Genomic DNA, 25,660 nt, shown 5'->3' with positions numbered 1-25,660 from the left:
TGAGCGCGGTCCGGAGATTCTTCCGGGGGAGAGGAAAAGCTTGCAGTTTTCCGGCTCCTCCGTAGTGGGAGGTGCGTTGAATCTGGCAAAACGCGAAGCATAGTTTATATCGTGGTGGCCACGAACAACGCGGGGCAGGTTCATCAGCAAATCAGAGCTCTTCCGCTTCGGAAGCCGCTACCGGTGTGACTCGGATTGATCCTGGCCAACGGCCTATGAAGCGTGCCCTGTTGGGCGGTGAAACAGTGCATATCTGCGGCCCATGAGTCAGAGCGTGGCGTCAGATGGTTCCCTGGGAGTGCGCCGAGAGTGACGCGATGGTGGCGGTGCGAGTTTGGCTGCGTTCGTGGCTGGTCCCCGCGCAGTGCGGTTGCCCGTGGCCTCGCGAAGAATGTCAACTCATCAAGGGACAAGAGTTCTGAGATTACTTCTACTCTCGTGCTTTAAACGCCCATAGAATCTTCCGATAAGCTACGGCCGCGGCGGCTACGGCACAGCGGGGGCGCCGGAGTGGGAGCGGTTTACTCCAGCTTGGGTGGCGCAGATTCTGGTAGACGGTCTCCCGGCTGATCCCGTAGTCACGGGCAACGAGGGCTTGTGGAACACCGCGCCGGCGCGCCGAGCGAGCTCGGCGGTCCTATCAGAGGCCTGTCACGAGCCGGCGTTGAGGTAGCGCAGAATCGCCCGGGCCGTTTCCTCCGGAGCGCTGACGTGGGGGCAGTGCCCGGTGGCCTGAAGCTGCACCAGGGTGCTGTGATCCAGATTCTCGTGCAGGTAGGCGCCCACTTCCGGCGGGGCGAGCCGATCGTCGGAGCACTGCAGAATCAGGCAGCTGGTGCGCAACTTTTTCAGTTCAGGGCGGGTATCGGAGAAAAAAGTCACCCCGGCGAAGTGCCGTGCGATGGTCGGATCTGTCCGGCAGAAGCTGACACGCAGGTCCTCCGCCAATTCCGGCTCTTGCGGGTTGCCCATAACCATGGGCGCCACGGCCGCGGCCCAGGCGAAATAGTTGCTGTCCAGAGATGCCAGCAGGCCCTCGATGTCTTCCCGCGAAAACCCGCCCACGTAGCCGTCGTATGGGTCATCCGTGTGACGGGGTGAAGGAGCAAGCAGGACCAGGTGGGAGAAACGGTTTGGGTCCTGAACGGCGGCGATCACGGCGATCATCGTGCTGACGCTGTGGCCCACCAGGATGACGTCCTCAAGTTCAAGGGCAGCGCAAATCTCCAACAGGTCCGACGCGTACCCATCCAGGGACCCGTATTTCTCCCAGTCATAGGCGCTGAGGTCAGAGTGTCCTGCACCAACATGATCAAAAAGCACCAGCCGGTAATCATCAGCGAAGTAGGGCAGCAGCTTCCGCCACATAGCCTGATCGCAGCCAAAACCGTGGGCAAACATCATCACAGGCCCATCAACCCGGCCGGAGATGGTGACGTTGTTCCGGCCGATTACCCCAGCAACTGCTTCGATCACATTCTCACTGACCCTCCGTTGGGTGCATCCTGTCCCAGACTATCCACGGGAAATAGCTAATCCTAGGGTTCCTCCCACTGTGACCTTCAAGGCGGCGCCGATTCAGCCCATCAAACCTTCGGTGACTTCGTTTCTGATGCAGGGCCTTCAGTGTCCTGAAGGCCCGGGCGGTCAGCGCGGGAGGTGGTCGCCGATCAGTGCCAGGTTCTGGATCACGGCCAGACCGAACTGGGATGCGTCGTTGGTGGAGACTGTGGGGGCTTCGTCCACCGGAAGCAGCACGTACGGAGGTTCGATGGTGCGCAGGGTGAAAGCCGCCTCATGGTTCAGGAGTTCGCCGCCCTCGGCGAAACTCGCCCATGCCCGGGCCGCCAGGGCCGGGTCCGCCAGGCGGGCTGCTGCGTAGGCGCTCAGCCTGCTGTGGGCCTGGGTGAGGTAGATCCCGGGCAACGGCTGCCCTACGGCGTCGATCTGTTCCTCCTCGGTGGCCAGGAACAGCCGGCAGTACTGCAGCCACGCCTGCTCGAAAGCCGTGTCCGGGACCAGGTCCACCAGTTCGCTGCAGATTTCCACCAGCCCGAACACCGCCGAGAGGTGGGAAACCTGGATCCGTTCGCGCCCGGTGTCGAACCGGCCCTTGTCCAGGTCGTAGAGCGCCTCGCCCGTGAGGAACCCGTACTTCAGGGCGCCAATATCGGCCATGGTTCCCAGGAGCCGGTCGCGGGAGCGCGGGTTGCCGGTGCGTTCCCAGTCGGTCAGCCAGGTGGCTGCCAGCGAACCCCAGTCCGTTCCCAGCCCGACACCCAGGGCATTCCTGTCCGGCCGGTAGGTATCGGCGTCGGCCCTTACTTTGCGGACCGGGTCCAGGCCAAGGAAGTTCTGGTCGCTGTCCACCAGTTCGGTCAGCAGGTCCCCGGTCCGTTCGTCCGCCGTCAGGTAGTAGTAGAACCGGCGGTAAGCGGGGGTGCTGATGCGCAGCTGCTTGGCGCTGCAGCCCCAGTGCTGGACGTTGTGGCGGGAACCCAGGCCGCGCCACGGGCCCAGGTGATACACGTCCACCTCGCCGGTGTGCCGGGTCATGGCTTCGGCAAAGCGGAACACATCGGCCCGGCCGGAACGCAGGTACGAATACCAGAGCCACAGGTCGGGGGAGAGCTCGGAGTTGTCCCACGCGTAGCCGCCCACGTCGTAACGCCACACATGACGGTCGAAGTCGTAGGTGTGCATCACATCGCCGTAGTTCCAGAACCCGTACCAACGGCGCTGCTCCACCTGGCCGGCGTAGAAGTCGAAAAGGAAGTCCAGCCGGTCCTCGAGCTCAGCGCGTGCCGGGGTGCTGCGGTCCACCGGCGCCCAGTCGCCGAAGACCCGCGCCGTGTGAAGGTACTCCGGGGTGGCCTGGAGCAGGGCGGGCGTGGATGCGGCCAATGCATCGGCTGCGAGGCTTTCCGTGGCGGGCGTGGAGCCGTGGGCAAACAGTGTTAATTCATGGGTGCGGGCAATGCCGGTGGGGTTGCCGAAACCGGGCTCGTAGTCCTCGTAGGTGATCTCCAGGCCTTCGAGCTGCTCATCGAAGGTGTCCTGTCCCAGGCCGTCGTGATAGAACCGCAGGTCCATGGGCTGCGCTTCCGGTGAGTGGAGCCAGGCCGTCAGTGACGCCTCATCCGTGGCGGCGTCCCGGATGTCCAGCTGTCCGGGGTGCGACTGCCAGAAATCGCGGATGCCCACGCCCAGGCCGCCGCGGGTATCGCTCAGTGAGCAGAAACCGGAGGCGCGTGTTCCGCCGGAAATGCCCACCCACGCGTGGCCCGCCGCGGTGCGCTTGCGCAGTTCGAACCCGTCGGCGCTTAGCTGGCTAAGGGTGTAATCGTTCCACGCCGGAATGAGGTGCAGCCTGCGGGAGACCAGCTCGCTCCAGTCCGGCAGGGGAGGGGTGGGTTTGCCGGCCAACTGCGCCCTCCGCACGTCCTCGCCGGGGTCGCGGCGGAGCCCGGTCAGTCCGCGCACGGCTTCGGTCAGGAAGCCGCCGTCCGCACCGGCGATCCTGATGTGCCTGTTGTGGAGTTCGCTCTCGAGCGGCACGGTGAAGCGGACGCCCAGGCCGGCCAGAAAGTCCTGTTCGGCCTCGCCGTCCCAGATAAACGAGTGGACCATCTTCACGCTGCGCGCGCCGGCGTAAAAGTAGAACCGCACCACAAACGGCAGCCAGCTGCGCGTCCCGCTGGCCTGGTTGTCCGGCCGGTGGCGGCCTTCGAGCCGCACTACGGCGCGGACGGGCCCGCTTTGTTCAAGCACGACGGCGGCCACCTCGCCGGTGAATGCCTCCCGGCTGGCGCTGCCCGGGCCGTCCACGAGGCTGTCCTGGCGCAGGCTGACCAGCCGGCCGTCGCGGGACACCACGGTGCCGCCGCGGGAGAGCGTACTGAAAAGGGCGGACCCGCTGCGCCGGATGACCATGTCCAGCGTGCCAGTGGACACCGTGAGGCTGTCAGCGTCCTCGGTGACGGTGACTTCCGTGACCGGGGCTGCCGGTGCGGTGTCCGCCGCGGGTGCGGCGCCGCCGTCGGACGTCACCCGGTACTCGGGGGACGGGGAATCAGTAGCCGGCAGGGCAACACCCGCCCACTTCAGCGAGCCATCAGGCCAGGTAGCGAGCGGCCACGCCTGGCTGGCCACCCGTTGCCCGGAGGAGTCATGGACCGCCACGGCATCCGAGCCGGGCAGGGCGCCGCGGGCGAACGGCATCCCCCAGGTGGTTCCGCCGCTGAGTTCGAAAGGTGCGTCGCCGTCGATCCACCTGAGCGTGGTGTTTACAGTCATCGTGTCCAATTCGCTGTGAACCGCTGCCTGGCACACGCCACGAGAGCATGGGAAAGCGATTTCTTATATCGATTCAACCTAGTCCGGTTGGATCCGTCACCGCAAGACCCGTCCCGAAGCCTGCCCTTCGGAATCCCCTCCGGACACCGGCATAATCGAATCTCGAACTGTTCGAGATTCGCCCCCAACCAGGAGGAAGCATGACGGCAGACCTTTCCCAGGGCATCGACCGTTTCACCGTGACGCAGAAGCTCACATTGATGGTGAATCGGTACGAAATACGTTCCGCGGCAGCAGACGGGCAACCTGGGCACCTGCTCGCCGTTGCCCAGCAGAAGCGTGCCGCTTTCAAGGAGCAGGTGACGTTCTACGAGGACGAATCACGGACCGTGCCGCTCTTCTCTTTCAAAGCGCGGCAACGCCTTGACCTCGCCGCGACGTATGACGTGCTGGACGCCAATGGACAACCGATCGGCAGCTTCCGGAAAGACTTTGGCAAGTCCCTGCTGCGGTCAACCTGGCACCTCGAATCGTCCGGGCTTCAAGTCACCGGAAGTGAACGCAGCCTCGGCATCGCCGTCGGCCGTCGCGTTTGGGAAGCGACACCTCTTGGAGACGTGATCCCTTCACCATTCCGCTTCCACTTCGACTTTGTTGACTCGAACGGAGAAGTGCTCATGACATCGGAACGGGGGCGGTCACTGCGCGACCGCTACCTCGTCACCCTTCCGGGCGCACGGCTCGATGGCCGGGTTGCGGCGGCGATGGCAGTGGCCCTGGATGCTCTGCAGTCTCGATAGACGCGCTGGAGCGATAAGAAAACCTCACCCCGCGTCTCAGAGCTGTCATCGGTCAGGGGACGTAGCTGACTGAAGGTCTGAGGGGAGGCTGCCTCCTCATAAGGATCCCGTAGTCGTAAGACCCGTCATTTCGGCGCTGACGTTCCATAGTCGTTTTGCGGTGGTCTGGTCGTGGCTGGCTTTGGAGGATTGCCGGGCTGCGCGTTTGGCGAAGAAGAGGCCGCTGACGTGTTCGAGGTCGGGTGCGGAGGCGAGGTGGATGGGGGTGGCAGCGCCTTGTGCGGCCGTGAGCATCATGGGCCGCAGGAGCGGGACGAGCATGCGCTGGGCGAGCCCGGGGTCCTCGGCTCCGAAGCCGGTGCTGACGATTCCCGGGTGGAGGGCGTTGGCGGTGATTCCGGTTCCTTGGAGTCTTCGGTGATCACCCGCGCGGAGCCGCTCTGGTCCAGCCGGTCCAGGAGCAGGTTGGTGAGCAGGAACGGTGCGAGGTGGTTCAGGGCGAAGGTGCGCTCGAGCCCGTCGGCTGTGGTGTGGCGGGTGTTCCAGTAGCCGCCGGCGTTGTTGATCAGGACATCAATCCGGGGAACGGTGTTTAGGAGTTCGTGGGCCAACCCTCGGAGCTGGGTTTGGGAGGACAGGTCGGCCACGAAGGTGTCCACTTGTCCGCCGGCTGCCCTGCGGATGGTTTCGGCGGTTTCTTCGGTGCGTTGGGGGTCGCGGCCGGTGATGATGAGGTGGGCGCCCATCAGTGCCAGTCCGTGGGCTGTCGCTTTGCCGATGCCGCCGGTGGCGCCGGTGACGAGCACTGTTCGTCCGGCCATGGAGGTGGTGTGGTTCGGTTTCATGATCGGGCTCGTTCCCGGTGGGTCTGGCTGGTGGTGGTGTAACTGCTGAGTGTTTCTGCGATGGCCTGATCCAGGGGAGTGGCAGTAATGCCGAGCCTTGTGGTGATTTTGCTGCTGTTCACGATGAAGGGTTCTTCGAACTGATACTGCATTTCAAGGAGTTCCCGCACGACCGGGCTCGTGATGGCCAGGGCGTGCAGGACTAGAGGCGGGACGCCACGGATCCTGGTGCGGGGCTGTCCGGCCTGGCGGTAGATGGTCTGCACGAGTTCGCCGGTGGTGCGGGTGTGGGGGTCGTTGGGCAGGTGCCAGATTTCCCCGGGCGCATCCGGGTGTTCGCCCAGGACGGCGAGGCCTTCACCGATGTCGGGAATGTAGGTGTAGGTGTGCGGCTGGTGGCGGTCGCCCAGGACGGTGCTGGTTTTCCCGGCCAGGGCTGCGGGAAAGACCCGGTCCCCGAGATTGGATTGTGCCCCGCCCCGGGGACCGAAGTAATCCGACGCGCGGCCGATCGCGACTTCCACCCGTCCGGCACGGTGGGCTTTGAGGAGTTCTTCAGCCATTCCGGCGCGGAGGCGCCCCTTCTTTGTATGGGCATTGTTCCTTCGGTCCTCGGTCAGGGGGAGCCCTGCAGGGCGCCCGTACATGTAGACGTTTTCCATGCTGACCAGCCGGGCGCCGGTGGCCCCGGCTGCGGCGAGCACTGCTGACTGCAGCTGGGGGAACCGTGCGCTCCACTGGTGGTAGGGCGGGTTCATCGTCTGGTAGACGACGGCGGCGCCCCGGGCTGCGCGGGCTGCGAAGACGGGATCGGCGGCGTCTCCCGCAACGACTTCCACGCCCTCCGGCACGGTGGCCTGCCCGGATCGATTGACCAGGCGGACGGTGCGGCCCCGGCGGCGGAGTGCGTCAAACGTAGCCATTCCGATAGCGCCGGTGCCGAAGACGACGTGCAGGCCGGAATTCATGAGTGCACCTTTGCGCTGGTTGGGACGATGGCGGGCTTGTTGGCGGGGGTGACCGGCAGCAGCCGGTTGAGGATGAGGCCGGTGATGGCGGTGACGAGGACGGCTCCGCTGGCGCCGAAGACGATGAACTGCTGATCGACAGCGATTTTGGCCAGGGTGGTGACGGTCCAGCCGAGGCTCCACAGGGCTGGCATTGCGGCTGCCCAGATCCAGCGGCGCGGACCCAACTGCCGTGGCAGGGCAAATGCTTGAGTGGCACCCAGGATCAGCCCGTTCAGTGCTCCCATCAGGACAAGGTCGGAAAGGCCGGCGCCAATGATGAGCCCGGCGATGGCCCCGCCGATCACCGCGGAGAGCGGGTCGTCGATGCGGCCGCTGAGCGCTTGAGCAGGATGCTGATGCCGACCACGGCGAACCAGAGGCCCCATCCGGTGCTGCCGAGCAGGCCGGCGAGGTCCCAGACGGGAAAGCCGGGGACCGCTGTGGCGAGGATGTCGCCCTGATTGAGCAGATAGATACTGCTGGTGACGAGGCCGATGCCACCGATCCATCGGGGAAGTATTCGGCTGCGCAGGATCACCATGCTGAGAGCCACAGACCATCCGATCACCAGCAGCTGGCCCAGATGCTCACCCAGCAGCGCACCACCGAACTGGTGCTGGGCTGTCCAGGCAGCAGCCACAGCGGCGCGGGTCTGTTCGTCCCCGGTTGTGTAGCTGCCGGCCAGTGCCGGGACGACAAACACCCAGCGCAGAAACCCGATGAGTGACAGAAGCACAGAGGCCGCTCCGGCGGCGGTAGCAACCTTTAGGACTGGATGCTCCTGCAGGCCCAGGGCTGTCGGGAGGAGCAGGATCGGCACGGCTAGGAGCCCGTAGGTCCAGGCTGTAGCGAACCAGACCCAGACCAGGGCCGGACCGCCGGCGGCAAAGGCAGGCAGCACCACGTCGGCCGGTTCCCGAAGCACGTCCGGCCAGTCGAACATGACCGACAGCGCCGTGGCTGCAGCCGCGAACGCCAGGGCACTGACAGTGAACATCCCGCCGGTTACGATCCGAGTCTTTGAGGTGTTCATGTTCCGCTCCTTTTCTATTTCTGTACACCGTACAAACTGTACGATGTACAAATCGTGTACGCTGTACAGAAGAAAGTCAAGAGAGGAATTTCATGACCACGCAGGTTCGCAGTTCCAGGCCCGGTCCCCGCCGGATCCTGACAGAAAACGAAATCATGGAAGCCGCGCTCGAACTACTCGACGAAGGAGGCGTCGGTGCCGCCTCGGTCCGGGGGATAGCGGCACGGGTCGGGGTCGCCCCGAATGCGGTCTACACCTACTTCCCCGACAAGGCGGCAGTCGTGAAAGCCATCGTCGAGCACCTGCTCGGCCAGGTGGACCTCGCCGTCTTTTCGGACCGTAAAGTGCCGTGGCGGCAGCGGATTGAATCACTTGCGCTGGAACTGCGGGCGCGTCTGACTGCTCATCCGGGAGCCGTGAACCTGATGATCGGCGGGCCCATGAACGGCCCGCGGGCCCTTGCCCTGAACGAACACCTCATGGAAACCCTTCGCGATGCCGGGCTCGGCACCGACGAGGCTGCGCGGGCCTCCTACCTGCTGATTGTCTACGTGTTCGGCTCGATAGCCCTCGAAGCAGCAGAGGGAACCGGAGCCCATGGCGCTACGGAAGCCGAAAGGATTTCCACCCGACTGGAGGGCTTTTCCGCGATCCCATCCGGCGCCTATCCGCTCTCCGCCGGCGCAGCAGCAGTCATGGCCACCTATGTCTCCACCGGTCAGTACACGTGGGGACTGCACAAAGTCCTCGACGGAATCGCCGGAAGGTGAGGTTGGCGGTGCCCACAGAGCCGGTGAAGCAAGGTATTGCGGGGGCCTAGGCGGAAGGGGTTTCCCGTTTCTGTTCGAGCCCGTCAAGGAGGATGTCGAGTCCGAAGAGGAACTCGTCACCGTAGATACAGGTCGCCGCACTCAAAACCGACCTGGCCGGCGGGGCTACACCGCCCAGACCGTCGCCGACCAGATCGGCATGAGCGTGCAGGAACGCACCCGCGAAATCGGCCCCATGAAGGCGATGTAGATGAGCGGACCACGCATCTACGCCCTCCGCTACGAATAGAGAGAACACACCATGGACAAAACCTGGACTTCCCCCCGAGGTGAAGTACTTAAAGGTGGGAGTCCAGATGTCCTCAGACCCTGAGTCGTAGCCGGTCCCTCGCTTGGGCGGGTTGGGCCTGCGCGGCCTGTCCGCCCAGGTCCGAGACCGGTTTTACCCGCCGGAGCGCGGCGAGAATGGCCCGCCCCACCACCGCGATTCCGATGATGGTGGTGACCGCACGCAGGGTGTCCCAGCCCGCCGTCGACGTCACCAGCGAGTAGAGCAGGAAGCTGCTGAGGTTGGTGCCCAGCGGTGCGCCGGGCACGTAGGAGATGCCGGTGCCGGCGCCCACCGCGAAAGGCCAGAACCACAGGTTGGTCAGCAGGCCGAACAGGTAGGACGCCACTATCCCGTAGCCGGCCAGCATCCACAGTTCGGCTTTGCCGCGCACACTGCGGGGGAGCAGGCCGGCCCCCGCGCCAACCCACGCGCAGGCGAAGATCTGGAACGGTGTCCACGGCCCGATGCCGCCCCACAGGGCGCTGGAGAGGGCGATGGTGGCGGCGCCGAGGAGCATGCCGAAACGCGGACCGAAGGCCCGGCCGGCCAGGATCAGCAGGATAAACACTGCCTCCACGCCCCCGACGCCGGTGCTCGCCACCCGCACCGCGGAACCTACGGCGGCCAGGACGCCGAGCAACGCCACCGTGTGAGCGGAGCGCACCGAACCATCCAGGGAAACGACGACGGCGACGGCGGCGAGCGGTGCGATGGCCAGGGCCGCGTAGGGGAGCGCCGCGGCGGCATCCTGAGGGAGGGCGGCGGCGAGCAGGGGCCAGCAGAATGCCGCGAGAGCCAGCAGGTTTGCTGCAGCAAGGACTGCGAGTTCGACTCCGCGCGGCATCCGGATGCGGTGCTTCCTCGCCGGGCTGTGGGTGTCTGTTTCTTCGATGACCAGGGGCCTCGGTCTGGCATGTGCCTGCCGGGCAGGAAGGATTTCGGGTTCAGGTACATTGGCGTGCGCGGAAGAGGGCGCGACGCCGTCACGCATCGGGAGGATCCGGGCGCCGAGGCCATGGGCAAAGTCGAGGTCGTGCGTGGCGATCAGGACCGCGGCGCCGGAGTCCGCCGCCGCCCGCAGCGCCGCCGAGACGGCTGTGCGCGCCGCCGGATCCAGTCCCCGGGTAGGCTCGTCGATCATGAGCACCTGGGGGTGGTCGATGGTCTGCAGTGCGATGGCAAGTATCCTGCGCTCTCCCGCCGAGAGGTCGCGGGGATGCTCGTGCCCGATGGGAATCCGGACGTGACCCCGCAGGCGGGCCAGGTGTGAGGCTGCGGAGACTGGGGGAAGTTGGTCAGTGCCAGGAACCGCGTGACGCCTGGATCGAGCCTGACGCCGCTCTGCGGCGCGGAGCTCTCCTGCCACGGTATCCCTGGTGAAGAGGTCGTCTGAGGCATCCGGCACGAGGGCGACACGGCCGCCATCGATAGTGCCGCCGTCGACCGTTCCCTCACCCAGCGCGAGAGCCACCAAGAGGGACGACTTCCCGGCCCCGTTCGGCCCCACCAGGGCCACCACTTCGCCGCGGTGCAGGGTCAGGGACGCCTCGCGCACCAGCACCTTGCCCTTGCGGTGCACCGCGAGGTTCGCCGCGGTCAGCACGGGCGCCTCCTCCGCTGGCGCCGCCGGCGTTGGGCGGGCCTCGAGTGGCGCAGAAGGGGAGGGAGCGGCACCCGGCACCAGGGCGCCGTCGTCGATGGTCCACCATGCATCGGCGACCGGGACTAACTGCGCCGCCCGGTGCTCCGCCACGATGACGCAGACACCCTCATGGTGGGCGAGATCGTTGAGGACGGCGATGACGTGGCTGCGGGCTGAGGTGTCGAGGTCGGCCAGGGGCTCGTCAACCAGAAGCAGGACCGGGCGCTGCACCACCGCGGCGGCGATGGCCACAAGCGTTGCCTCGCCCGCCGAGAGGGTGCTGATATTCCGGTCCAGCAGGGCCGTCACCCCGATGCGCTCCGCGACCTCCAGCAACCGGGCCTTGGCGCTCGCGGATGCCATGCCGCGCAGCTCAAGGGCGAGGGAGATTTCGTCGCGGACCCGGGTGCTGGCAAATGCGGCGCGGGGATTCTGCAGGACCACGCCGATGAGGCGGGCGGTGTTGCGCGGCGGCGTGGTGGCGCGGTCCGTTCCGACGACGCGGACGGTGCCGGAGATTTCGCCGCCGTCAACGTGGGAGAGGAGGCCGGCGACGCCCCGCAGGATGGTGGATTTGCCGGAGCCGGTCGGGCCGGTGATGACCGTGATGGACCCGCTCGACGGCGTGAATCCGGCGGCGCGGACCCGGGCGTCGCCAATGCGGAACTGTGCGTCCCGCACGAGTAGAGGGCCGCCGTCGTCGCGCACGGGGTGGTGTGTTGCCCGGCTCCCGAAGCCGCGCAGCTCCAAGGCCGCGGCAACCCGGCTGGCGTGCTCAAGGGTTCTTTCGAGCACTGGCACCAGGGCGCGGGGGCCGAAGCGTTCGCCGCGCAACCGGAAGGCCAGGCGGACGGAGGTTACGGCGTCGGCAAGTGCAGGAAGCGCCGCCCAAGCCACCACGAGGGTCCGGGCCAGGCCCTGCATGGGGCCCCGGCGGGCCAGGTGCACGAAGCCGCGGGCCACATCCACAAAAGCATTGAGCAGGCCGAAAGCGAGGAACATCCCGGCAATCGGCAGGGCGGACAGGACTGCCGCCCACAGGCCGGGCGCGGTGACCGGACCGAGGAGGACCACGTGCGCGTACGGGGCGGGAAGCCGGATCCCGGGCAGGTCGAGCAGGAGCGGTTCACCGATGCCCGCGCCGTTAAAGAGGACGCGGTAGATGACCCGCGCCGCGATGAACACGACGGCGAGGACTGCCGCCGCGCGTAACGGCGCGGGTCGGAAGGTCATGCCGCGGGGGCGGCCGGTTCGCCGTCGACCGTGAAGAGCAGTTCCAGGCTCTGGCCCGGGCTCACCTGCAGGGTGGCGAGGCCTTCCTGGGCGTAGGCCCAGGCTCCGGCGTCGGGCTTAACCCAGAGGGACCAGTACGCAAAGGCGGCGGGCATGCCCTTGCATTCTTCCTTGTACGTGCCGGCCTTGTGGGTGATCTCGAAGTCCGCGGCGGGCACACCGTTCACACGGCACACCAGTTCGGTGGGGTACTGGGTGGTGCCTTCAGTCTTCACATCGGCTTCTTCGAGCACCTTGGAAGCGGCGGTGGGCGCGTCCACGGGCACACACACGGACTTATCGGCGGCAGCCTGCTTCAGGGAGCCGGAATCGACGATGACCTTCACGCCGGCGCACGGCCCGGCGGCGGCTGAAGCCGTTGCGGTCGAGGCCGGAGCGGAGGTGGTGGGCGTGGTGGCGGCCGGCGCGGAACAGGCGGCGAGGGTAAACAGGAGACCGGCGGCGGCGAGGGAGCTCGCGGCGGCGGTGCGCATCTTAGTCAAAGTCACCTGTCAAGGGTAGGGCGTTGCCTGCCCTGAGCGGGATGCCGCCCCGTTGTGTGACGTTAAGTCACCGGGAACGGCGCAGCTCACAAGGCCCTTAGCGCACAGCGACCACCAGGGCATTGCCCTCCCCACCAGTAGCACCATCAGGAACTTCCCAAATTGTCAGACCCCCCTGCCATGCTTTGGTCATGGAAACCGGTGTGGTTGTCGATGCGGGAGGCAGGGCCGCTGTTGCGGGTGCCATTGCGTCTGTGGCCGGGCTGATTGACGAGCTTGCCGGTGTTCTTGCCAGCCCGACTGCGGCTCCGGCCGGGCCCATGCGTGTTCCCGATGCCGATGCCGATCCAATGCGGGAGTTTTCTGAGGCGTGCCTGGAGGGCTTAGGGGTGCTGGCACGGGTCGAGGCCACGACGGCGGCGGTGAAGGTCCGGCTGGTGGCCGCCTACGCTGAGGCCGCAGCCGGGATGGTGGCACCGCCGGCCAGCGCGTACGAGGCGTCGGCGCAGGAGATGAGCCTGGTGGCAGAAGTCGCTTGCGTGCTCACCATCGGCGAACGTGCCGCATCCGCCCTCCTTGGAGAAGCCCACGCCCTGACCACCTCGTTGCCGGCGGCACTCGATGCGCTGCAGACCGGCAGCATCGCCTGGCAGCATGCCCGCATCATGGTCGAGGAAACAACCGGCCTCACGCCCGCGGCAGCCTCCGCCCTGGAAGCGCACTTCTTTGGTAAGGACGCCCCCAACCCTGCCAACAATGCCGCGCCCGGAGAGTTGGTGCCCGCCCGGTTCCGCCGGAAGGTCCGGACTTGGCGCGAACGCCACCACCCCGAGTCCCTTGAAAAGCGGCACGCTAAGAGCATGACGGACCGGCGGATGGAGTACGCCCCTGACCGCGACGGCATGGCCTGGATCTCGCTCTACTTACCCGGCGAAACAGCATGCGCCATCTGGAATAAGACCACCGCCCTGGCCCGCGGTCTTCAAGGCCCACATGAATCACGCAACCTCACCCAGTTGCGCGCCGACATTGCCGCAGGGCTGCTGCTGGGCAGTGCGAACCAGGACATCGGTGAAGTGCCCTCCCCTAGAGTTGAATTGCTGCTCACACTCCCCGTCTTCTCGCTCCTCGGCCTCACCGACGAACCTGGCGAGGTCGATGGGCTGGGGCCGGTCCCGCCATCGGTGGCACGAAGGCTGGTTGCTGACGGTGCAAGCTCGTTCTACCGCGTCCTGGTAGACCCGAGGAATGGCGCGCCGCTGGAAATCGGGCGGAAAAGCTACCGGCTGCCGGAAGCATTGAAGCGATGGCTCAGGCTGCGGGACGGCACATGTACCTTCCCCGGCTGCAGCAACCAGAGCCTCGACAATGACGTGGATCATCTCACCGCCTGGCAGCACGGCGGGACCACAGGGATAAGCAACCTTGGACAGGCATGCCCGAAACACCACCGGCTCAAACACCGGTGGGCCTGGACACCAACGGCGGCTACCAAGAATGAGCCACCCGGTTGGATTTCACCAACCGGCCGGTACTATCCAGCAGAGCACCCGGACCGGGAGCCACCACTCATTCCACCAGGCTGCCTGCCCATGAGCGTCAGCCCCTTGGAACAGGCCATCCTGACCAGCCTCGCTGCCTGACGCGCCAGCGGCGTCACTTTGCGACGGCGGGAGGTCCCGCCATCGTCCGCTCAGCGCGGGCGTTTTAGGATGCCGTGCGGGTATCGAACGCGGCGGCCGATTCCCGCAGCAGGCGTGCGACGGTGTCCATCGGGGTGGTGGTTGACCGCCGCCTGTCGAACCGCCTGAGGACGATGCGCCGCGTTCCGAGGCCGGGGACGTCCAGGACGTCCACCCCGTCGTGGGCCACGCCACTCAACGCCAAGGTAGGCAGGATCGCAATACCTTCTCCCGCTGCGACGAGGGCGAGGGCTGTGAGTGTCTCCTGGTACTGATGCACCGTTTCCATCTGGGTGCCCGTTGACTGGCGGAGCCGGCCGAGCACCGAGGCGTTCGCGGCTGAGTGCTCGACGCCGATCCACGGAAGCGGGAGCCGGGCAAGGTCGATGTTCCCGGTGGTGAGCAGGGCCCCGGCCGGAACCACCAGTTTCCATGGTTCGTCCAGCAGTGGCTCCTCGGTCAGTCCGGCGGGAAGCGAACGCTGCTCCGCCGTCGTCGAATCGAGCTCCACCACAACGGCGTCGAGTTGGCGCTGGCGGAGAAGCCGCATCAGGGCAGGCAGATCGTCCTCGACAATCCGGATCTGCAACTGCGGGTACAGGGCGCGCCACTCAGGCAGGCGGGGGATCAGCACCGTCCGGACAAAGCTGGTGAATCCGCCCACGCGGACCACCCCGGCGATCCTGGCACCGCCTTCGATGCGGGCGCGGGCGACGCTGAGAGCGCGTTCAATCTCCTCGCCGGCCTCCGCCACGGCAAGGCCTGCCGGCGTCAGTACCGAGCCTTTGGGCGTGCGCACCACCAATGCGTGCCCCGTCTCATCCTCCAGTTTGGTGAGCTGCTGTGAGACGGCCGACGGGCTGATTCCCAGTTCATCAGCCGCGGCGAGCACTCCGCCGGTGCGGGCAATCGCAAGGAGGACGCGGAGTCTGCGCGGATCGATATCCATGTTAAGCAGTTCTAAACCATATCTTCAGTGGAATGCAATTGCCCTAAAGGTGCGTCCTGCTCATAATTGCTGTTAAACCACAATTACCTCTGAAAGGGACATCATGGAACTGCTGTGGGAAATTGCGGGCTGGTCAGGAGCGGTCCTGATCCTGTCGGCCTACCTGTCAGTCTCCATGGGCTGGCTGAAAGCCGGCAAGCGCTTCCAGGTGGCCAACCTCATCGGTGCGTGTGCGTTCATCATCAACGGTGCGGTCCACCAGGCATGGCCTTCAGTGGTCACAAACGTCGCCTGGTGCCTGATCTCGGCCATCGCGATCCTCCGCATGCGCGCCACGAACGAGGCGCCCACCGCTGCAGCCGAAGCTCCGCAGGTGCAGTTTCCCGGCGTCCCTGACACCACCGGCCAGATCGCTGTTGTCGAGGCCATTACGTCCGCTGTCCACGGCGACGTCGCCGGACGGGCGGCTGAGTGCCAGGCCAGCCTCCGTGAGGGCCGGACCAGAGATTCGGCGGTCTTCAGCGCTGCGCAGCACTGAATGAGCGGACGACGGCGGGTCCCACCCGCCGTCGTCCGCTCCAGTCTGGAGTGCTACTGCGGGCTCTTGCCGACGACGCAGAACCGGTTTCCATCAGGGTCACGTTGCGCGGCTAGACTCCCCTGCATGGGGGAAAACGACACACCCGAGGAAACCACACCGCACCGGCCCGCAAGGGTCCCTGCCGCCGTCGTACCTCTGGCCGGGCTGGCCGCGGTACTGGCGGGGCTCTTTATTGCATGGTTGAACAGGGATTACGTCGGCTGGGTTGCTCATGCACCGCTGAGCAATACGACGTTCACCGCCAACGGGGCGGCTTTGGTCACCCAAGGGACGCAGGTTGGCCTGGCGATCGTTGTGCTGGGCCTTCTTATGCTGGCCTTTTGGGCGGGTTACCGAATCGGCCGGAGGGGAATGCCGCAGGAGCACTGAGGGGAATGCCCGCTTCCGTCATGGGAACCGGGCACTCCGTGCCTCAGCAGCTAGGGTGCGACTTCCGACGGCACCACGCTGCAGTCCGTCGTCGAACCGGCGAGCTGCGGCGCCCAGCCGTCCGTACTCTGCAGGTAGGTCCTGACCGTGTACTTCCCCGCCTCAGCTCCGGGCAACTGCGGGCGGTCCGCGGTCACCTGGGCGCCGGGGCCGCGGTTGTTGTACTCGTGGAACCTCGCCTCGCGCCAGGAGAAGCCGCTCATGTCCGTCCACGGGGTACTGGAAATGTGGGCGCCCAGCCAGGAGTCCCTCACCAGAACCTGTGCAACAGCCTTCGGGTCACCGCTCGGGTGCCACGGCCTGCCCAGATGGACGGTGTTCTTGGCCGCGTCCGAGACCAGCCGGCACCGGTCGAAGAGGTAGCCGTACTTGATCGACAGATCCAGGCTCCCTGCGGACACGTAACCGTTGTTGGTGGAGGCGCGGTCCAGGGACCTGATCTCGCAGCCGCTGAAAACAGCAGTCCCGCGGCCGAAAATGAAGTCCACGTCGCCTTCCACATAGCAGCCATCGAAGTAGAAGCGGGCCTGAACGCCTGCCCCCTGTGAGTTGACCAGCACGGTGTCCTGGTTGCCAAGCAGCCTGACGTTGGACAGCACCGAGCGGTCCGCGGTGATGTGCAGCGCGACGGCCTGGCGGTCCTTCATGCCTGGGTTGGCGGCCTCATCGAAATCGTTGCTGATGGTCAGGTTCCGGGCCACAAAGTCCGGCCCGTCAATCCGGACCGACGCGCTCCCCGACGTGCCGAAGTTCCCGCTGCCGTCCGGCTTCGCGGTGCCCGATGCGTTGTTGTACACGAGGACCACGTCCTGCGGCCTGCTGCCCTGCCCGATGAAAGAGATCCTTGGTTTGTTGCTCGGCACTTTCACGGCTTCCCGGTAGGTGCCGGGCTGGATCCTGATGACGGTCCGCTGAAGGCTGCCCGCGGGAACGGAATCCACAGCGGCCTGGACGGTGGCGAACGCCCGGCCCGGTCCGACGTCGAGCGTTACCGGGACATCGACGGGCCGCTCGGAGGGCCAGTACATCCCCACCAGCGGGTCGGCGCCGCCGTTGATATTCAGGAAATAGCCCGGCGGTACGATCTCTTTGTTCTGCAGTTCGCGGGCCACGAGCCGGGCCACCGCCAGCGCCCCGGCGGCCTGGAAATGCGTGTTGTCCTCGGAGCCTTCGGGGTACTGCGGGTGCTCGCCGGGGGCCAGGAAGAGGAACTGCGACTTGGTCCCTTCCGGGCCCAGTTGCTGCCACAGCTCCTTCGAGGAAACCGTCAGGTCCACCAGCGGTGTGCCGGACGCTGCCGCGAGTTCCCGCACAGCCTGGGGATACGCTCCGTGGGAATCGCGGGCGTTGCCGAAGGAATCGAAGCGGCGGCGTTCCACTGGGGTGACCAGGATGGGCTTGCCGCCGCGTGCCTTCGCGCCGCCAATGTACCGGGCCAGGTACTCCTTGAACGTGGAATCCGGTAGCGTTCCCCGCGCAGGGTCTGCCACTTTCTCGTCGTTGTGGCCGAAGGAGATCAGCAGGTAGTCGCCGGGCTGCATCAGGGCCAGAACGCGGTCCAGCAGTCCGGCATCGGCGAAGCTCTTGGAGGAGGCGCCGGACAATGCATAGTCAAACACGGTTGCCTGTGGCCCCAGCAGGAGGGGGAGGGCCTGCCCCCAGCCGGCGCGGGGGCGCTCGGAGTGCTGGTACGCCGACGACGTCGAGTCGCCGACGACGAAGATAACCGGCTTGGTGCGGGGTCCCGTGGGGTCGTTGTTGGCTTGCGGGAGGGCGCTCGCGATGCCCGTTCCCGAGAGTGCCATGGTTCCCGCTGTGAGCGCAAAGGTAGCAAGGATGGTGCGCCGGTTGGGCAAGATGGCGGCCATCAGAGGTTCCCTCCCGCGGTGAAGATCGGGCCGGTGGACTTCTGGAGCAGTGCCGGGACGGCCTGGGCCGGGTGAACCTGGGTACGCAAAGTGGGCGTCCACGCTGTGTCGGCGGCCAGCTGGTCTGCGGGCGCGGCAGCGGCGTTGTACTCGGCGCGAAGGTCGGTGATCTTGCCGTTGACGGCGTTCGCGACGGTGGTGATCGACGTTCCCTTGAACCTCCGTATGGTGTCGGCGGCGTCTACCCCGGCAGGCAGCGTGAAGGCATTCGCCTCGGCGTACAGGTGGGAGTCGAATCCGGCGCCCAGGAAGTATTCGAAGGGGACGGTGCTGTCCTCGGTCCCGATGAAGTGGTTGTTGTAGACGTCCACCTGGCCGAAACGGACGCGCGGGGCGCGCTGGCCGACGTTCTCAAAGACGTTGTGGTGGATGGTGACCCGCAGTTTGCCGGGGTCTCCGCGGGTGGGCGAATCCGTGGAGCCGATGAGCAGCAGCTTGTCGTGGTCCGAGAACCGGTTGAAGGACATGGTCACCAGGTCCGAGCCGTTGGTGACGTCCACGGCGCCATCGTGCACCTGGTAGGGGCGGCCGAAGTACTCCGGCTGTTCGCTGTCGAGGTTGGGGGCATCGGTGAATGCTGAGTGGTCGATCCAGACGTGGGTTGCCTTGTTGATGACCTGAAGCAGATCGTATTCGCTGTTCCAGTTGCCCTCCGCACCGTCTGTCGGATCCCATGCAGGGAAGCAGTCTGCGGAGTCCCGCACGGTGAGGTTGCGGACGATCACGTTGGTGGCACCGTTGACCCGGAGGGCCGCTCCGGTAATGCTGCTCTCGGCGGTGGCGCCGACGATGGTGGTGTTGCTGGGGATGTCCCAGCGGATGGATTTCGCCTGGTTGGCAGCGGCGACGCGCCTCGCAGATTCCTGCGGGCCAGCGGGCTCCTCGCTGCGGCCGTAGGTGGCCGGGTCGAAGTCCTGAAGATATTGCTCCAGGTGGTAGCCGGCGCCCGCGGCGTAGTTTTCGCAGGTCAGCGCCGAGCCGTCCGGCGCCGTGTTGGCGTCGATGGTGCCGTGGACCCGGACTATTTTGGGTTGGGTGCCTGCCGCTGCGAAGGCGGCGAGCAGTTCGGCCTTGGTGGAGACGTCGAAAACGTTGGCGGCCTCAGCGGCCGATCCTCCGGTGGTGCCCGCTCCCGCGGATGCCCAGCCGTCACTTTGGGGTAGAACCTGGCGCTCCAGCGGAGTTTGGGCTGTCTGGGCGGCCGGGTCCGCCAGCGGGTTGGGAGAGGCGCTGGCCGGAGCCGAAACGATCAGCGCTCCTGCCACGGCCAAGGCTGCGGACATGGACAAGTAGTTACGTTTTCGCATGTTCTCTCTTCCGTCATTGGAATGAACTGCGCTCCGGTCCGGCGGCTGCTATGACGACGGTCACTTCGGTGCGCTGAGAAGGACACTACCGAGAAACCGGTTTCTCGACAACCCCCGGCTTTTGCCGCCGTGACTGTTTGTGCACGTCAAAGACGCGAACGGGTGAGTTCGAGGCGGCGACGTTCGACGGCGGGAGGTGCCGCCGTCGTGATTCACGTGCAGCATTCCTACAAACCGCTCAGGCAATTCCAGGCCGCGCCACCGGTGAACGGGACAGTGCGAGTGCCCAGGCGCCGGCCACTCCAATGGCGAGCAGTACGGTGACGAAGCCGATCGCCTGAGCGCTTGGCCAGGTCAGGGTGCCGCCGTATCGCAGCAGGGCGATTGCCTGCAGAATGACGAAGACCACGGAGGTCAGGGCCACGGGGCGGACCGTGCGGAGGTCACTCCTGAACTGGCCCTGCGCGGCCGACCACCCAAGACCCACCAACCACGCCCCGACAGCCCTCGCTGTGAGCTCGGACAGCTGCCACGGCCACCACGTTGCGGCTGGAAGGGGCACTGCTAGGAGCGCCACGCCGTAGACCAGCAGTACTCCGGCTATCCCCAGCATGAGCAGCCGTAGGGCAGGGGGCAGTGCTGGCCGTCCCGCCGTTACGGACGTTGCGGCAGCCCGCCGGCGCCGTAGCTGCAGCAAGCTGACGGCCAGCATCGCCACGGGCACGATGGCATAGATTGCCAGCCATGCCCAGGTGGCTATCTGGGCGAGGAGGGCATTCTCTGGCGACAAGTGGAAGCGATCCAGATGAAGCAGGGTGACTCCGAGGGTCAGTGTGGTGAAGATGAACACCGGCCAGACCGCCAGCTTCGCTGACTCCCAGCCCGCCGAACGGGCGCCCGCCACCTCCAGGCCGGCACTCGCCCAGTAGGCCGCCCCGAGGAAGACCGCGGTCATGGGCGGAGTGACTGTCCAGGCGAAGAACTCAGCAGTCCGGAGCGGAAACACGAACAGCACCAGCCCGGCAAGAAACACGAGGAACGCAGCGGCGTAGAGCAGCCGCCGCATCTGCGGAATCAGCGGTGTGGCCTCAGTTGGGACGGACATCACTGGGCACCTCCTCGGGTGTGGCCGCCTCACCACCGGGGGCTGGGGGCGGGCCAGGCAGTGGGTTTTCGGCCAGGTAGGTGTGAAGCATCGAGACCACGGTGGCGCCGTCCCCCACTGCCGTGGCCACCCGTTTGATTGAACCGGCCCGAACGTCGCCGATCGCGAAAATGCCGCGCATGCTGGTTTCCAGCGCCAACGGCGGCCTGCTCGGCCTGTCCGGCCTGACGGATCCGTCACCGGCATCCCGGCTGGCGCCGGTGCGCAGAAAACCCGCTGGGTCACGCTCCACGGTGTCGGGCAGCCAGGACGTCCGCGGCATTGAACCGATCAGCACGAACAGGCCGGCCGCTTCGACCTCATCGCTGGGGGTTGCGTCGGTGGCTCCGGACGGGGCGAGCCTGACGGCGGCAAGGAACCCGTCCTGATCGCGGGCCCCCACCACCATGGTGCTGTAGCGGATGGCGACGTTCCGGGTGGCTTCGAGTTGGGAGATGAGGTATTCCGACATGGTGATCGACAGGGTGGGTCCGCGCACCAGCAGCGTCACGTTCTTGGCGAATTTGGCAAGGTGCAGGACCGCCTGTCCGGCCGAGTTGCCGCCACCCACCACACAGACGTGTTTTCCGGTCATTGACGGCGCCTCGGAGACCGTGGCCCCGTAGAAGACACCCCTGCCGACCAGATTCTCCAGCTGGGGTATGCCGAGGCGGCGGTAGTCCACCCCGGTGGCCACCACCACCGTGCGGCACCGCACCAGACTGCCATCGGAAATCGCCACGGTGTGGAGTGCGCCGTCCGCGCCGAGCCCCACTACCTTCCGCAGGAACAGGAAGTCCGTGCCAAGGGTCCAGGCCTGATGGAATGAGCGATAGGCCAAGTGTGCCCCGCTCACACCCCGGGAGAAGCCGGGGTAGTTGCGGATCAGCGAACTGGTGCCGGCCTGGCCCCCCACGGCTTCTCCTTCCACCACCATGGTGGAGAGGCCCTCGGAGGAGGCATATACGGCGGTTGCGAGTCCGGAGGGACCGGCTCCCACCACCACCACATCGAAAATTTTGTCCGGCGGTGGCGGCCGCGTCACCCCCACCGCTTCGGCAATCTCCAGGTCAGTGGGGTTCTCCAGGACAACGGGTGCAGCGGTGAACTGCAGCACCATGACTGGCAGCTCCGGGTCGCTCAGGCCCAGGCCCTCGAGCGTCCGCGTCGCGGTCTCGGTCCCGACAGCGTGGAAGCCCACCGGGATGTGGTTTCGGTTCAGGTTGTCACGCAACATATGGGTCCGCTCGTCGCCGACCTCCCCGATCAGCCGGACCGCCTCGAATCCCACCCCCTGGGCCAGATGCCAGTCGTCGAGGGCGTCGGTAATCGCCCCATGGAATTCTTCGTCACGCGCTTTTTCGGGACGGATCATCAGCAGTTCGGCGTGGCCCTGCGCGATCGCGTGGAAGATGGTGGGGGCGCTGGCGAAGTCACCCCATGTCACCACAACAGCACGCTTGGCAGCCGGGTGGAAGCCATAAGCGCGCCGGAGGAAATCGAGGCCACCGCGGTCAGCCGGGCCGTAGCACCCGAGGATGAGCGCCACGGGACGGTTCCAGCGCCGGAGCCCCTCGAGCGCCGCCCGCCCGTGGGCGTAGCCGGCGCAGACCACCACCTCGTAGTCGGCACCGTAGCGGCGGCGCAACTCATCTTCGAGAATCCGCCGCGAATCCGGGTCTGTGGTGGCAATCAGCAAGATCGGAACCGAGTCATCCATGGCCGCCGTCTTTCCGGTTCAAGGGTTCGGTGACGCTCACGATACTCGCGCTGGGACAATGGGGACAAGGGCCGTTTGCCCCGTCCATGCTGTCATTCCAAAGGTGCGGATATTCTGCCAGACTAGCTCCCGACGGCGGGCCCTCGGGGCGGCGCGATCAGAACCCGAGCCGTGGAAATGGAGGACTCATGGAGGATCATGTTCCGGGTATCAGCCTTTCCGCCACGCCCAGCGGAACAGGGTGCGTGGAGTGCCTTGGTGGTGACAGCCCAGGATGGTGGCTGCATCTTCGCCGCTGCGCCCAATGCGGCCACATCGGATGCTGCGATTCCTCACCCTCACAGCACGCCACTGCCCACGCGCGCACCCTCGGCCACCCCGTCGTGAGGTCCTTTGAACCCGGGGAGGCCTGGTTCTACGATCACACCACCCAGAAGTTCTTCCGCGGCCCGCAGCTTCCGGATCCGCAGTCCAGGCCACCGGAGCAGCCCTCGCCTGCGCCGGAAGACAAGGTGCCCGCGGACTGGCAGGAGCGCATCCACCGGTAATCCGGCACCAACCGCAATGGCGGCGGAATTGGGCGACGTTTCCGCTGAGAGAATGTAAATTCCGCCACTCCTGTTCTGCTTTTTTGATCTGTGACAGAAATTTACTTTAAAGGCCTTTCCGGTCATAAAGTGTAAAAGCTGCCTCACTGGACTGGTCAAGCCATGGTGCCCCCCTTGAGGGCCCTGATGCCCGTCGCTGTGCTGTTTTTCGACGACTGGCATAAAAAATAAAAGCGGGTATGGTACTGGGTAACGCAAAGCATAGAAAGGCGTGATTCCTATGTCCGGGAAATCCCCCAAAAGCGGTTCCGCTAAAAAAGCGGGCAAGTCAATCCTCGAAAAACGGGCCGATAAAAAAGCTAAAAGCGAAAACAGTGAAATAAGTTTCGCAAAGCCGCGCAAAAACCAGCGCTAGCCATGCCTGCGGGCAGCCGGGAGCGGGACTCCTAGCCCGGCTCGGCTGCCCGCGCCATCCGGAACGGACGCAATCCTTTTCAGCACCAAGGACATGACCATGAGAACTTCCTTCAAAGCCTTAGTAGTCCCGGCACGCCTCACGCATCCGGTGCACATCGGACCAGTTGAGCTGGACCTGGCCGCATGGCAGCGAGTGGCCGCCGGGGAGATCGGATTCATCGCCGGCCGGGACTGGCACGTCTACCTGAACAACGGTGGGAGCCGGTCCCTCCCGAACGTCCGGGCGGAAGTCCTCATCCGCGAGGCCGGCGTAGACCTTGACGAAACCATCCACGGGACAGCCCTGTTCCTGGGCGACGGAAGGCCTGGCGAAACGGTCGATGCTCCCCGCCACCTGATCAGGCTCGCCGAGCAGCTTTTCGATATGCCGCTGGCCGCCTGACCCAGCTGCGCGCAATGGAGCGCGCTGAGCCCCACCGAGGGCAAACGGACGACGGCGGGGTGGCCCCGCCGTCGTTCTCTCACCTCAAATTGCCGCGTCTAAGTCCGGCTAACTAGAGGCGCGGGACGCATTTGCCCGTTCCCAATAACGCCAGGCCGGCGCGGTCGCCGGCCCCGAAGTCGAGTTGCCCGCTGTTCTCCTCGTACATCAGCTGCGTGGGGTCGTTGACGTGATCCAGCCCCACCACATGGGCCAGTTCGTGCATGATGATGGCCCGAACCAGCGCCGGCCCGTCCGGGAAGGCCATCGTTTCTGTCAGGCCAGGACCGTCGAGGTGCACCTGGCCGGTGACGTACACGTAGGGCTCGCCCGGAACCCGGACGGACGAGCTTCCGCCGGTGCCCGCAACCCTGCCGGCCAGGTCAGATGACTCTTCGGGCGTGGACCAGGCAATCAGAACCGGCGCCCATTTCTTGCCATAGCGGTCCGGCTGGTAGGCATCACGCTCCTCCGTTGGCGCTTCGGAGGTGATTCCGTCGTACACGAACTGCAGTCCGGTTGCAGCAGAGACGGCGGCAACGGCCTCCTGGACGAGCTGCTCTGTGCCTGGCGGCGCGTAGTCCGGGCGGACCACGTAATGAACCGGCCGGCACGGGTCGTAGGCGGTAAAGGACTGGCCCGCATCCGGCGACTCCTGGAGGACATAGGCACTGGATCCAGTAACGGCAGGCGGAATGCCGAGCGGAGAGGAAGCGGCTTCAAAGCCCGGTGGCGGAACCTCGGAGCCCGGCAGGTGGGGGCGCGCCGCGGACATCACGTACCGTTCGAACAGGGTGGGCGTGAAATACAGGCCAACCACCAGGGCGAGGCCCAGGACTGTGGCTAGCCCCCCGCGCCTTTTGCGGCGGCGGACCGGCCGTCTTCCACGGAACCCCCGTTTCTTTTCAAACGCCAGCGGGGCCGGGGCGCTGCGCCAGGGCTCGGAATTATCAAGCTTGCCGAGCGCCTCGTCGATGGCCCACTGCGGGATGCGCCCGCTCGGCGACCGGCGGATTCCCGGAATGTCACGCCCGCTGGCAGGTCGCCCCGAAGAGTCCTCGCCGTCAAAACCTGATACCACCAGCGCCCCCTGTGCTGTCCAGCCCATCTCCTGCGATGGTCAGCTCAGCATAGTGGCCGTTTCGCCCCGGCGATGGATGCGGCAGTGGGGTCAGGCTAGGGCGGGATCCGGATGGTCACGCCCGCTGCGCAGGCCAATAGCGTAGTAGGCGGCCGCAGCCAGGAGTGCGGCAACCGCCGGGATGGCCGAGAACGCCAGGATGGTGACGCCGGCGGTGATCGGCAGCAGGAGGAATTGCCCACAACGTGGTGCCCAGGAGAAGAAAAGCTACAGAAGCTGTGACAACGGCGGCGTACTCGAGCGGTGTCAGCGGATTCCAGTACCTGACCTCGCCGAACAGGTCCATGGCACCCCTCAGGCCCACTGCCAGCGCCGTCAGCGTGGCGAGGACGGCGATGCGGCGTGAGCCTCGTTTCCCTTGGGCGGTCTGCAGCCTGGCACTCCTTCGGGACTGGTCAGACATCCTGCTCGGCATCGGTGCTCCCGTCACTCCTGGCCCGCGCCGTTGCGTGCCTCGCAGCCATTGGATCGCTTGGGGCGGGTGGAGTCAACAGCCATCCGGCCCAACGTCAGGGCACGCCGTCAGTCGGCGAACCGCAGCCCTTGACTCTCCAGCGCGGCTTCCAGGAGCCGGACGGCTTTGGGGCCCACGCCGTGCATGGCGAGCAATTCGCCGCGGCTGAACCCGGCAACCTGGGCCAGGGAGCTGATCCCTGCTTCCAACAGGGCGCTGTTCGCGGGACGGCCAATGGGTGGGAGGTCGCCGGTTTGTGCCGGCGAATCGCGGGTGCTCATGGGTGCATGGTACCCAGGTTCGTTTTCCGAGGACCATTGACACTTCAACTTTCTGGGGCTATATTTAGTTGTAGCT

Annotated in this window: 24 protein-coding genes; 8 read left to right on the top strand and 16 right to left on the bottom strand. The window is 66.0% G+C overall.

Features of this window, described 5'->3' with window-relative positions:
* Positions 1 to 651: 651 nt before the first annotated feature.
* Both ACP7AX_RS17655 and ACP7AX_RS17650 read right to left on the bottom strand, forming a co-directional pair.
* Positions 652 to 1,476, bottom strand: a complete 825-nt coding sequence (locus ACP7AX_RS17655; RefSeq protein WP_426228294.1) for an alpha/beta fold hydrolase — start codon at positions 1,474 to 1,476, stop codon at positions 652 to 654.
* A 171-nt stretch (positions 1,477 to 1,647) separates the two neighbouring features.
* Entirely contained in the window at positions 1,648 to 4,296 is a 2,649-nt protein-coding gene (locus ACP7AX_RS17650) for a Tat pathway signal sequence domain protein (RefSeq protein ID WP_426228292.1), read from the bottom strand.
* A gap of 200 nt (positions 4,297 to 4,496) precedes the next feature.
* Between ACP7AX_RS17650 and ACP7AX_RS17645 the strand changes: the two genes are divergently transcribed.
* Positions 4,497 to 5,096: a hypothetical protein gene (locus ACP7AX_RS17645; protein WP_426228291.1), complete on the top strand. Its 600-nt coding sequence runs from the start codon at positions 4,497 to 4,499 to the stop codon at positions 5,094 to 5,096.
* A 96-nt stretch (positions 5,097 to 5,192) separates the two neighbouring features.
* On the opposite strand, the gene ACP7AX_RS17640 is transcribed toward ACP7AX_RS17645, so the two are convergent.
* Genes ACP7AX_RS17640 through ACP7AX_RS17620 form a run of 5 tightly spaced genes read right to left on the bottom strand, consistent with a single transcriptional unit; the run spans position 5,193 to position 7,984 of the window.
* Complete coding sequence (locus tag ACP7AX_RS17640) at positions 5,193 to 5,417, bottom strand: hypothetical protein (protein WP_426228289.1); 225 nt, start codon at positions 5,415 to 5,417, stop codon at positions 5,193 to 5,195.
* Positions 5,390 to 5,941, bottom strand: coding sequence for an SDR family NAD(P)-dependent oxidoreductase (locus ACP7AX_RS17635; protein ID WP_426228287.1), 552 nt, complete (start codon positions 5,939 to 5,941; stop codon positions 5,390 to 5,392). Before ACP7AX_RS17635 ends, ACP7AX_RS17640 begins: the two co-directional genes overlap by 28 nt.
* Positions 5,938 to 6,909, bottom strand: a complete 972-nt coding sequence (locus ACP7AX_RS17630; RefSeq protein WP_131683058.1) for an NAD-dependent epimerase/dehydratase family protein — start codon at positions 6,907 to 6,909, stop codon at positions 5,938 to 5,940. Before ACP7AX_RS17630 ends, ACP7AX_RS17635 begins: the two co-directional genes overlap by 4 nt.
* Positions 6,906 to 7,196 (bottom strand): hypothetical protein, encoded by a 291-nt coding sequence (locus tag ACP7AX_RS17625; protein ID WP_426228284.1) that lies wholly within the window; start codon positions 7,194 to 7,196, stop codon positions 6,906 to 6,908. Before ACP7AX_RS17625 ends, ACP7AX_RS17630 begins: the two co-directional genes overlap by 4 nt.
* A gap of 56 nt (positions 7,197 to 7,252) precedes the next feature.
* Positions 7,253 to 7,984: a DUF4386 domain-containing protein gene (locus tag ACP7AX_RS17620; protein ID WP_426228282.1), complete on the bottom strand. Its 732-nt coding sequence runs from the start codon at positions 7,982 to 7,984 to the stop codon at positions 7,253 to 7,255.
* Between the two features lie 92 nt (positions 7,985 to 8,076).
* Between ACP7AX_RS17620 and ACP7AX_RS17615 the strand changes: the two genes are divergently transcribed.
* Positions 8,077 to 8,754 (top strand): TetR/AcrR family transcriptional regulator, encoded by a 678-nt coding sequence (locus tag ACP7AX_RS17615; RefSeq protein ID WP_426228280.1) that lies wholly within the window; start codon positions 8,077 to 8,079, stop codon positions 8,752 to 8,754.
* A gap of 362 nt (positions 8,755 to 9,116) precedes the next feature.
* Here ACP7AX_RS17615 and ACP7AX_RS17610 read toward each other — a convergent pair whose 3' ends face one another.
* Both ACP7AX_RS17610 and ACP7AX_RS17605 read right to left on the bottom strand, forming a co-directional pair.
* Positions 9,117 to 11,960 (bottom strand): ATP-binding cassette domain-containing protein, encoded by a 2,844-nt coding sequence (locus ACP7AX_RS17610; protein WP_426228278.1) that lies wholly within the window; start codon positions 11,958 to 11,960, stop codon positions 9,117 to 9,119.
* Positions 11,957 to 12,508 (bottom strand): hypothetical protein, encoded by a 552-nt coding sequence (locus ACP7AX_RS17605; RefSeq protein WP_426228276.1) that lies wholly within the window; start codon positions 12,506 to 12,508, stop codon positions 11,957 to 11,959. Before ACP7AX_RS17605 ends, ACP7AX_RS17610 begins: the two co-directional genes overlap by 4 nt.
* A gap of 185 nt (positions 12,509 to 12,693) precedes the next feature.
* Here ACP7AX_RS17605 and ACP7AX_RS17600 point away from each other — a divergent pair, with 185 nt between their 5' ends.
* A complete protein-coding gene (locus ACP7AX_RS17600; protein ID WP_426228274.1) occupies positions 12,694 to 14,145 on the top strand; it encodes a DUF222 domain-containing protein in 1,452 nt (483 codons plus the stop codon).
* A 64-nt stretch (positions 14,146 to 14,209) separates the two neighbouring features.
* On the opposite strand, the gene ACP7AX_RS17595 is transcribed toward ACP7AX_RS17600, so the two are convergent.
* Positions 14,210 to 15,133, bottom strand: a complete 924-nt coding sequence (locus ACP7AX_RS17595) for a LysR family transcriptional regulator (protein ID WP_426228272.1) — start codon at positions 15,131 to 15,133, stop codon at positions 14,210 to 14,212.
* Between the two features lie 103 nt (positions 15,134 to 15,236).
* Between ACP7AX_RS17595 and ACP7AX_RS17590 the strand changes: the two genes are divergently transcribed.
* Entirely contained in the window at positions 15,237 to 15,671 is a 435-nt protein-coding gene (locus ACP7AX_RS17590) for a CBU_0592 family membrane protein (protein ID WP_426228270.1), read from the top strand.
* Positions 15,672 to 15,797: 126 nt separating this feature from the next.
* A complete protein-coding gene (locus ACP7AX_RS17585) occupies positions 15,798 to 16,103 on the top strand; it encodes a hypothetical protein (protein ID WP_426228268.1) in 306 nt (101 codons plus the stop codon).
* Positions 16,104 to 16,153: 50 nt separating this feature from the next.
* Here the strand turns inward: ACP7AX_RS17585 and ACP7AX_RS17580 are convergent, their stop codons facing one another.
* The 4 genes from ACP7AX_RS17580 to ACP7AX_RS17565 all read right to left on the bottom strand — a co-directional run bounded on the left by ACP7AX_RS17580 (position 16,154) and on the right by ACP7AX_RS17565 (position 22,262).
* Positions 16,154 to 18,031, bottom strand: a complete 1,878-nt coding sequence (locus ACP7AX_RS17580; RefSeq protein WP_426228266.1) for a pectinesterase family protein — start codon at positions 18,029 to 18,031, stop codon at positions 16,154 to 16,156.
* Positions 18,031 to 19,398 (bottom strand): pectate lyase family protein, encoded by a 1,368-nt coding sequence (locus tag ACP7AX_RS17575; protein ID WP_426228264.1) that lies wholly within the window; start codon positions 19,396 to 19,398, stop codon positions 18,031 to 18,033. The genes ACP7AX_RS17580 and ACP7AX_RS17575 overlap by 1 nt, the downstream gene beginning before the upstream one ends.
* 238 nt (positions 19,399 to 19,636) lie before the next feature.
* Positions 19,637 to 20,503: a hypothetical protein gene (locus tag ACP7AX_RS17570; protein ID WP_426228262.1), complete on the bottom strand. Its 867-nt coding sequence runs from the start codon at positions 20,501 to 20,503 to the stop codon at positions 19,637 to 19,639.
* Entirely contained in the window at positions 20,487 to 22,262 is a 1,776-nt protein-coding gene (locus ACP7AX_RS17565) for an FAD-dependent oxidoreductase (RefSeq protein ID WP_426228260.1), read from the bottom strand. The genes ACP7AX_RS17570 and ACP7AX_RS17565 overlap by 17 nt, the downstream gene beginning before the upstream one ends.
* A 188-nt stretch (positions 22,263 to 22,450) precedes the next feature.
* Here ACP7AX_RS17565 and ACP7AX_RS17560 point away from each other — a divergent pair, with 188 nt between their 5' ends.
* From ACP7AX_RS17560 to ACP7AX_RS17550, 3 genes are all read left to right on the top strand, one after another.
* Positions 22,451 to 22,810: a UBP-type zinc finger domain-containing protein gene (locus ACP7AX_RS17560; RefSeq protein WP_426228258.1), complete on the top strand. Its 360-nt coding sequence runs from the start codon at positions 22,451 to 22,453 to the stop codon at positions 22,808 to 22,810.
* Positions 22,811 to 23,090: 280 nt separating this feature from the next.
* Positions 23,091 to 23,225 (top strand): hypothetical protein, encoded by a 135-nt coding sequence (locus ACP7AX_RS17555; protein WP_426228256.1) that lies wholly within the window; start codon positions 23,091 to 23,093, stop codon positions 23,223 to 23,225.
* Positions 23,226 to 23,324: 99 nt separating this feature from the next.
* On the top strand, positions 23,325 to 23,669 hold the full coding sequence (locus ACP7AX_RS17550) for a hypothetical protein (protein ID WP_131683040.1): 345 nt from the start codon (positions 23,325 to 23,327) through the stop codon (positions 23,667 to 23,669).
* Between the two features lie 112 nt (positions 23,670 to 23,781).
* Here the strand turns inward: ACP7AX_RS17550 and ACP7AX_RS17545 are convergent, their stop codons facing one another.
* Both ACP7AX_RS17545 and ACP7AX_RS17540 read right to left on the bottom strand, forming a co-directional pair.
* Positions 23,782 to 24,816: a peptidase gene (locus ACP7AX_RS17545; RefSeq protein WP_426228254.1), complete on the bottom strand. Its 1,035-nt coding sequence runs from the start codon at positions 24,814 to 24,816 to the stop codon at positions 23,782 to 23,784.
* Positions 24,817 to 25,371: 555 nt separating this feature from the next.
* Positions 25,372 to 25,584 (bottom strand): hypothetical protein, encoded by a 213-nt coding sequence (locus ACP7AX_RS17540; RefSeq protein ID WP_426228252.1) that lies wholly within the window; start codon positions 25,582 to 25,584, stop codon positions 25,372 to 25,374.
* Between the last annotated feature and the right edge of the window lie 76 nt (positions 25,585 to 25,660).

The sequence above is a fragment of the Pseudarthrobacter sp. DSP2-3-2b1 genome (genome assembly GCF_049895945.1).
GTDB lineage: Bacteria > Actinomycetota > Actinomycetes > Actinomycetales > Micrococcaceae > Arthrobacter.
The sequence above is the reverse complement of the archived record's forward strand: the minus strand, read 5'-3'. Positions and strand labels throughout refer to the sequence as shown.

Coding starts and splice junctions, on each gene's coding strand:
- ACP7AX_RS17650 (WP_426228292.1), bottom strand. CDS start 4,296: ATGACTGTAAACACCACGCTCAGGTGGATCGACGGCGACGCACCTTTC.
- ACP7AX_RS17645 (WP_426228291.1), top strand. CDS start 4,497: ATGACGGCAGACCTTTCCCAGGGCATCGACCGTTTCACCGTGACGCAG.
- ACP7AX_RS17640 (WP_426228289.1), bottom strand. CDS start 5,417: ATGCTCGTCCCGCTCCTGCGGCCCATGATGCTCACGGCCGCACAAGGC.
- ACP7AX_RS17635 (WP_426228287.1), bottom strand. CDS start 5,941: ATGAAACCGAACCACACCACCTCCATGGCCGGACGAACAGTGCTCGTC.
- ACP7AX_RS17630 (WP_131683058.1), bottom strand. CDS start 6,909: ATGAATTCCGGCCTGCACGTCGTCTTCGGCACCGGCGCTATCGGAATG.
- ACP7AX_RS17625 (WP_426228284.1), bottom strand. CDS start 7,196: ATGGGAGCACTGAACGGGCTGATCCTGGGTGCCACTCAAGCATTTGCC.
- ACP7AX_RS17620 (WP_426228282.1), bottom strand. CDS start 7,984: ATGAACACCTCAAAGACTCGGATCGTAACCGGCGGGATGTTCACTGTC.
- ACP7AX_RS17615 (WP_426228280.1), top strand. CDS start 8,077: ATGACCACGCAGGTTCGCAGTTCCAGGCCCGGTCCCCGCCGGATCCTG.
- ACP7AX_RS17610 (WP_426228278.1), bottom strand. CDS start 11,960: ATGACCTTCCGACCCGCGCCGTTACGCGCGGCGGCAGTCCTCGCCGTC.
- ACP7AX_RS17600 (WP_426228274.1), top strand. CDS start 12,694: ATGGAAACCGGTGTGGTTGTCGATGCGGGAGGCAGGGCCGCTGTTGCG.
- ACP7AX_RS17595 (WP_426228272.1), bottom strand. CDS start 15,133: ATGGATATCGATCCGCGCAGACTCCGCGTCCTCCTTGCGATTGCCCGC.
- ACP7AX_RS17590 (WP_426228270.1), top strand. CDS start 15,237: ATGGAACTGCTGTGGGAAATTGCGGGCTGGTCAGGAGCGGTCCTGATC.
- ACP7AX_RS17585 (WP_426228268.1), top strand. CDS start 15,798: ATGGGGGAAAACGACACACCCGAGGAAACCACACCGCACCGGCCCGCA.
- ACP7AX_RS17580 (WP_426228266.1), bottom strand. CDS start 18,031: ATGGCCGCCATCTTGCCCAACCGGCGCACCATCCTTGCTACCTTTGCG.
- ACP7AX_RS17575 (WP_426228264.1), bottom strand. CDS start 19,398: ATGCGAAAACGTAACTACTTGTCCATGTCCGCAGCCTTGGCCGTGGCA.
- ACP7AX_RS17570 (WP_426228262.1), bottom strand. CDS start 20,503: ATGTCCGTCCCAACTGAGGCCACACCGCTGATTCCGCAGATGCGGCGG.
- ACP7AX_RS17565 (WP_426228260.1), bottom strand. CDS start 22,262: ATGGATGACTCGGTTCCGATCTTGCTGATTGCCACCACAGACCCGGAT.
- ACP7AX_RS17560 (WP_426228258.1), top strand. CDS start 22,451: ATGGAGGATCATGTTCCGGGTATCAGCCTTTCCGCCACGCCCAGCGGA.
- ACP7AX_RS17555 (WP_426228256.1), top strand. CDS start 23,091: ATGTCCGGGAAATCCCCCAAAAGCGGTTCCGCTAAAAAAGCGGGCAAG.
- ACP7AX_RS17550 (WP_131683040.1), top strand. CDS start 23,325: ATGAGAACTTCCTTCAAAGCCTTAGTAGTCCCGGCACGCCTCACGCAT.
- ACP7AX_RS17545 (WP_426228254.1), bottom strand. CDS start 24,816: ATGGGCTGGACAGCACAGGGGGCGCTGGTGGTATCAGGTTTTGACGGC.
- ACP7AX_RS17540 (WP_426228252.1), bottom strand. CDS start 25,584: ATGAGCACCCGCGATTCGCCGGCACAAACCGGCGACCTCCCACCCATT.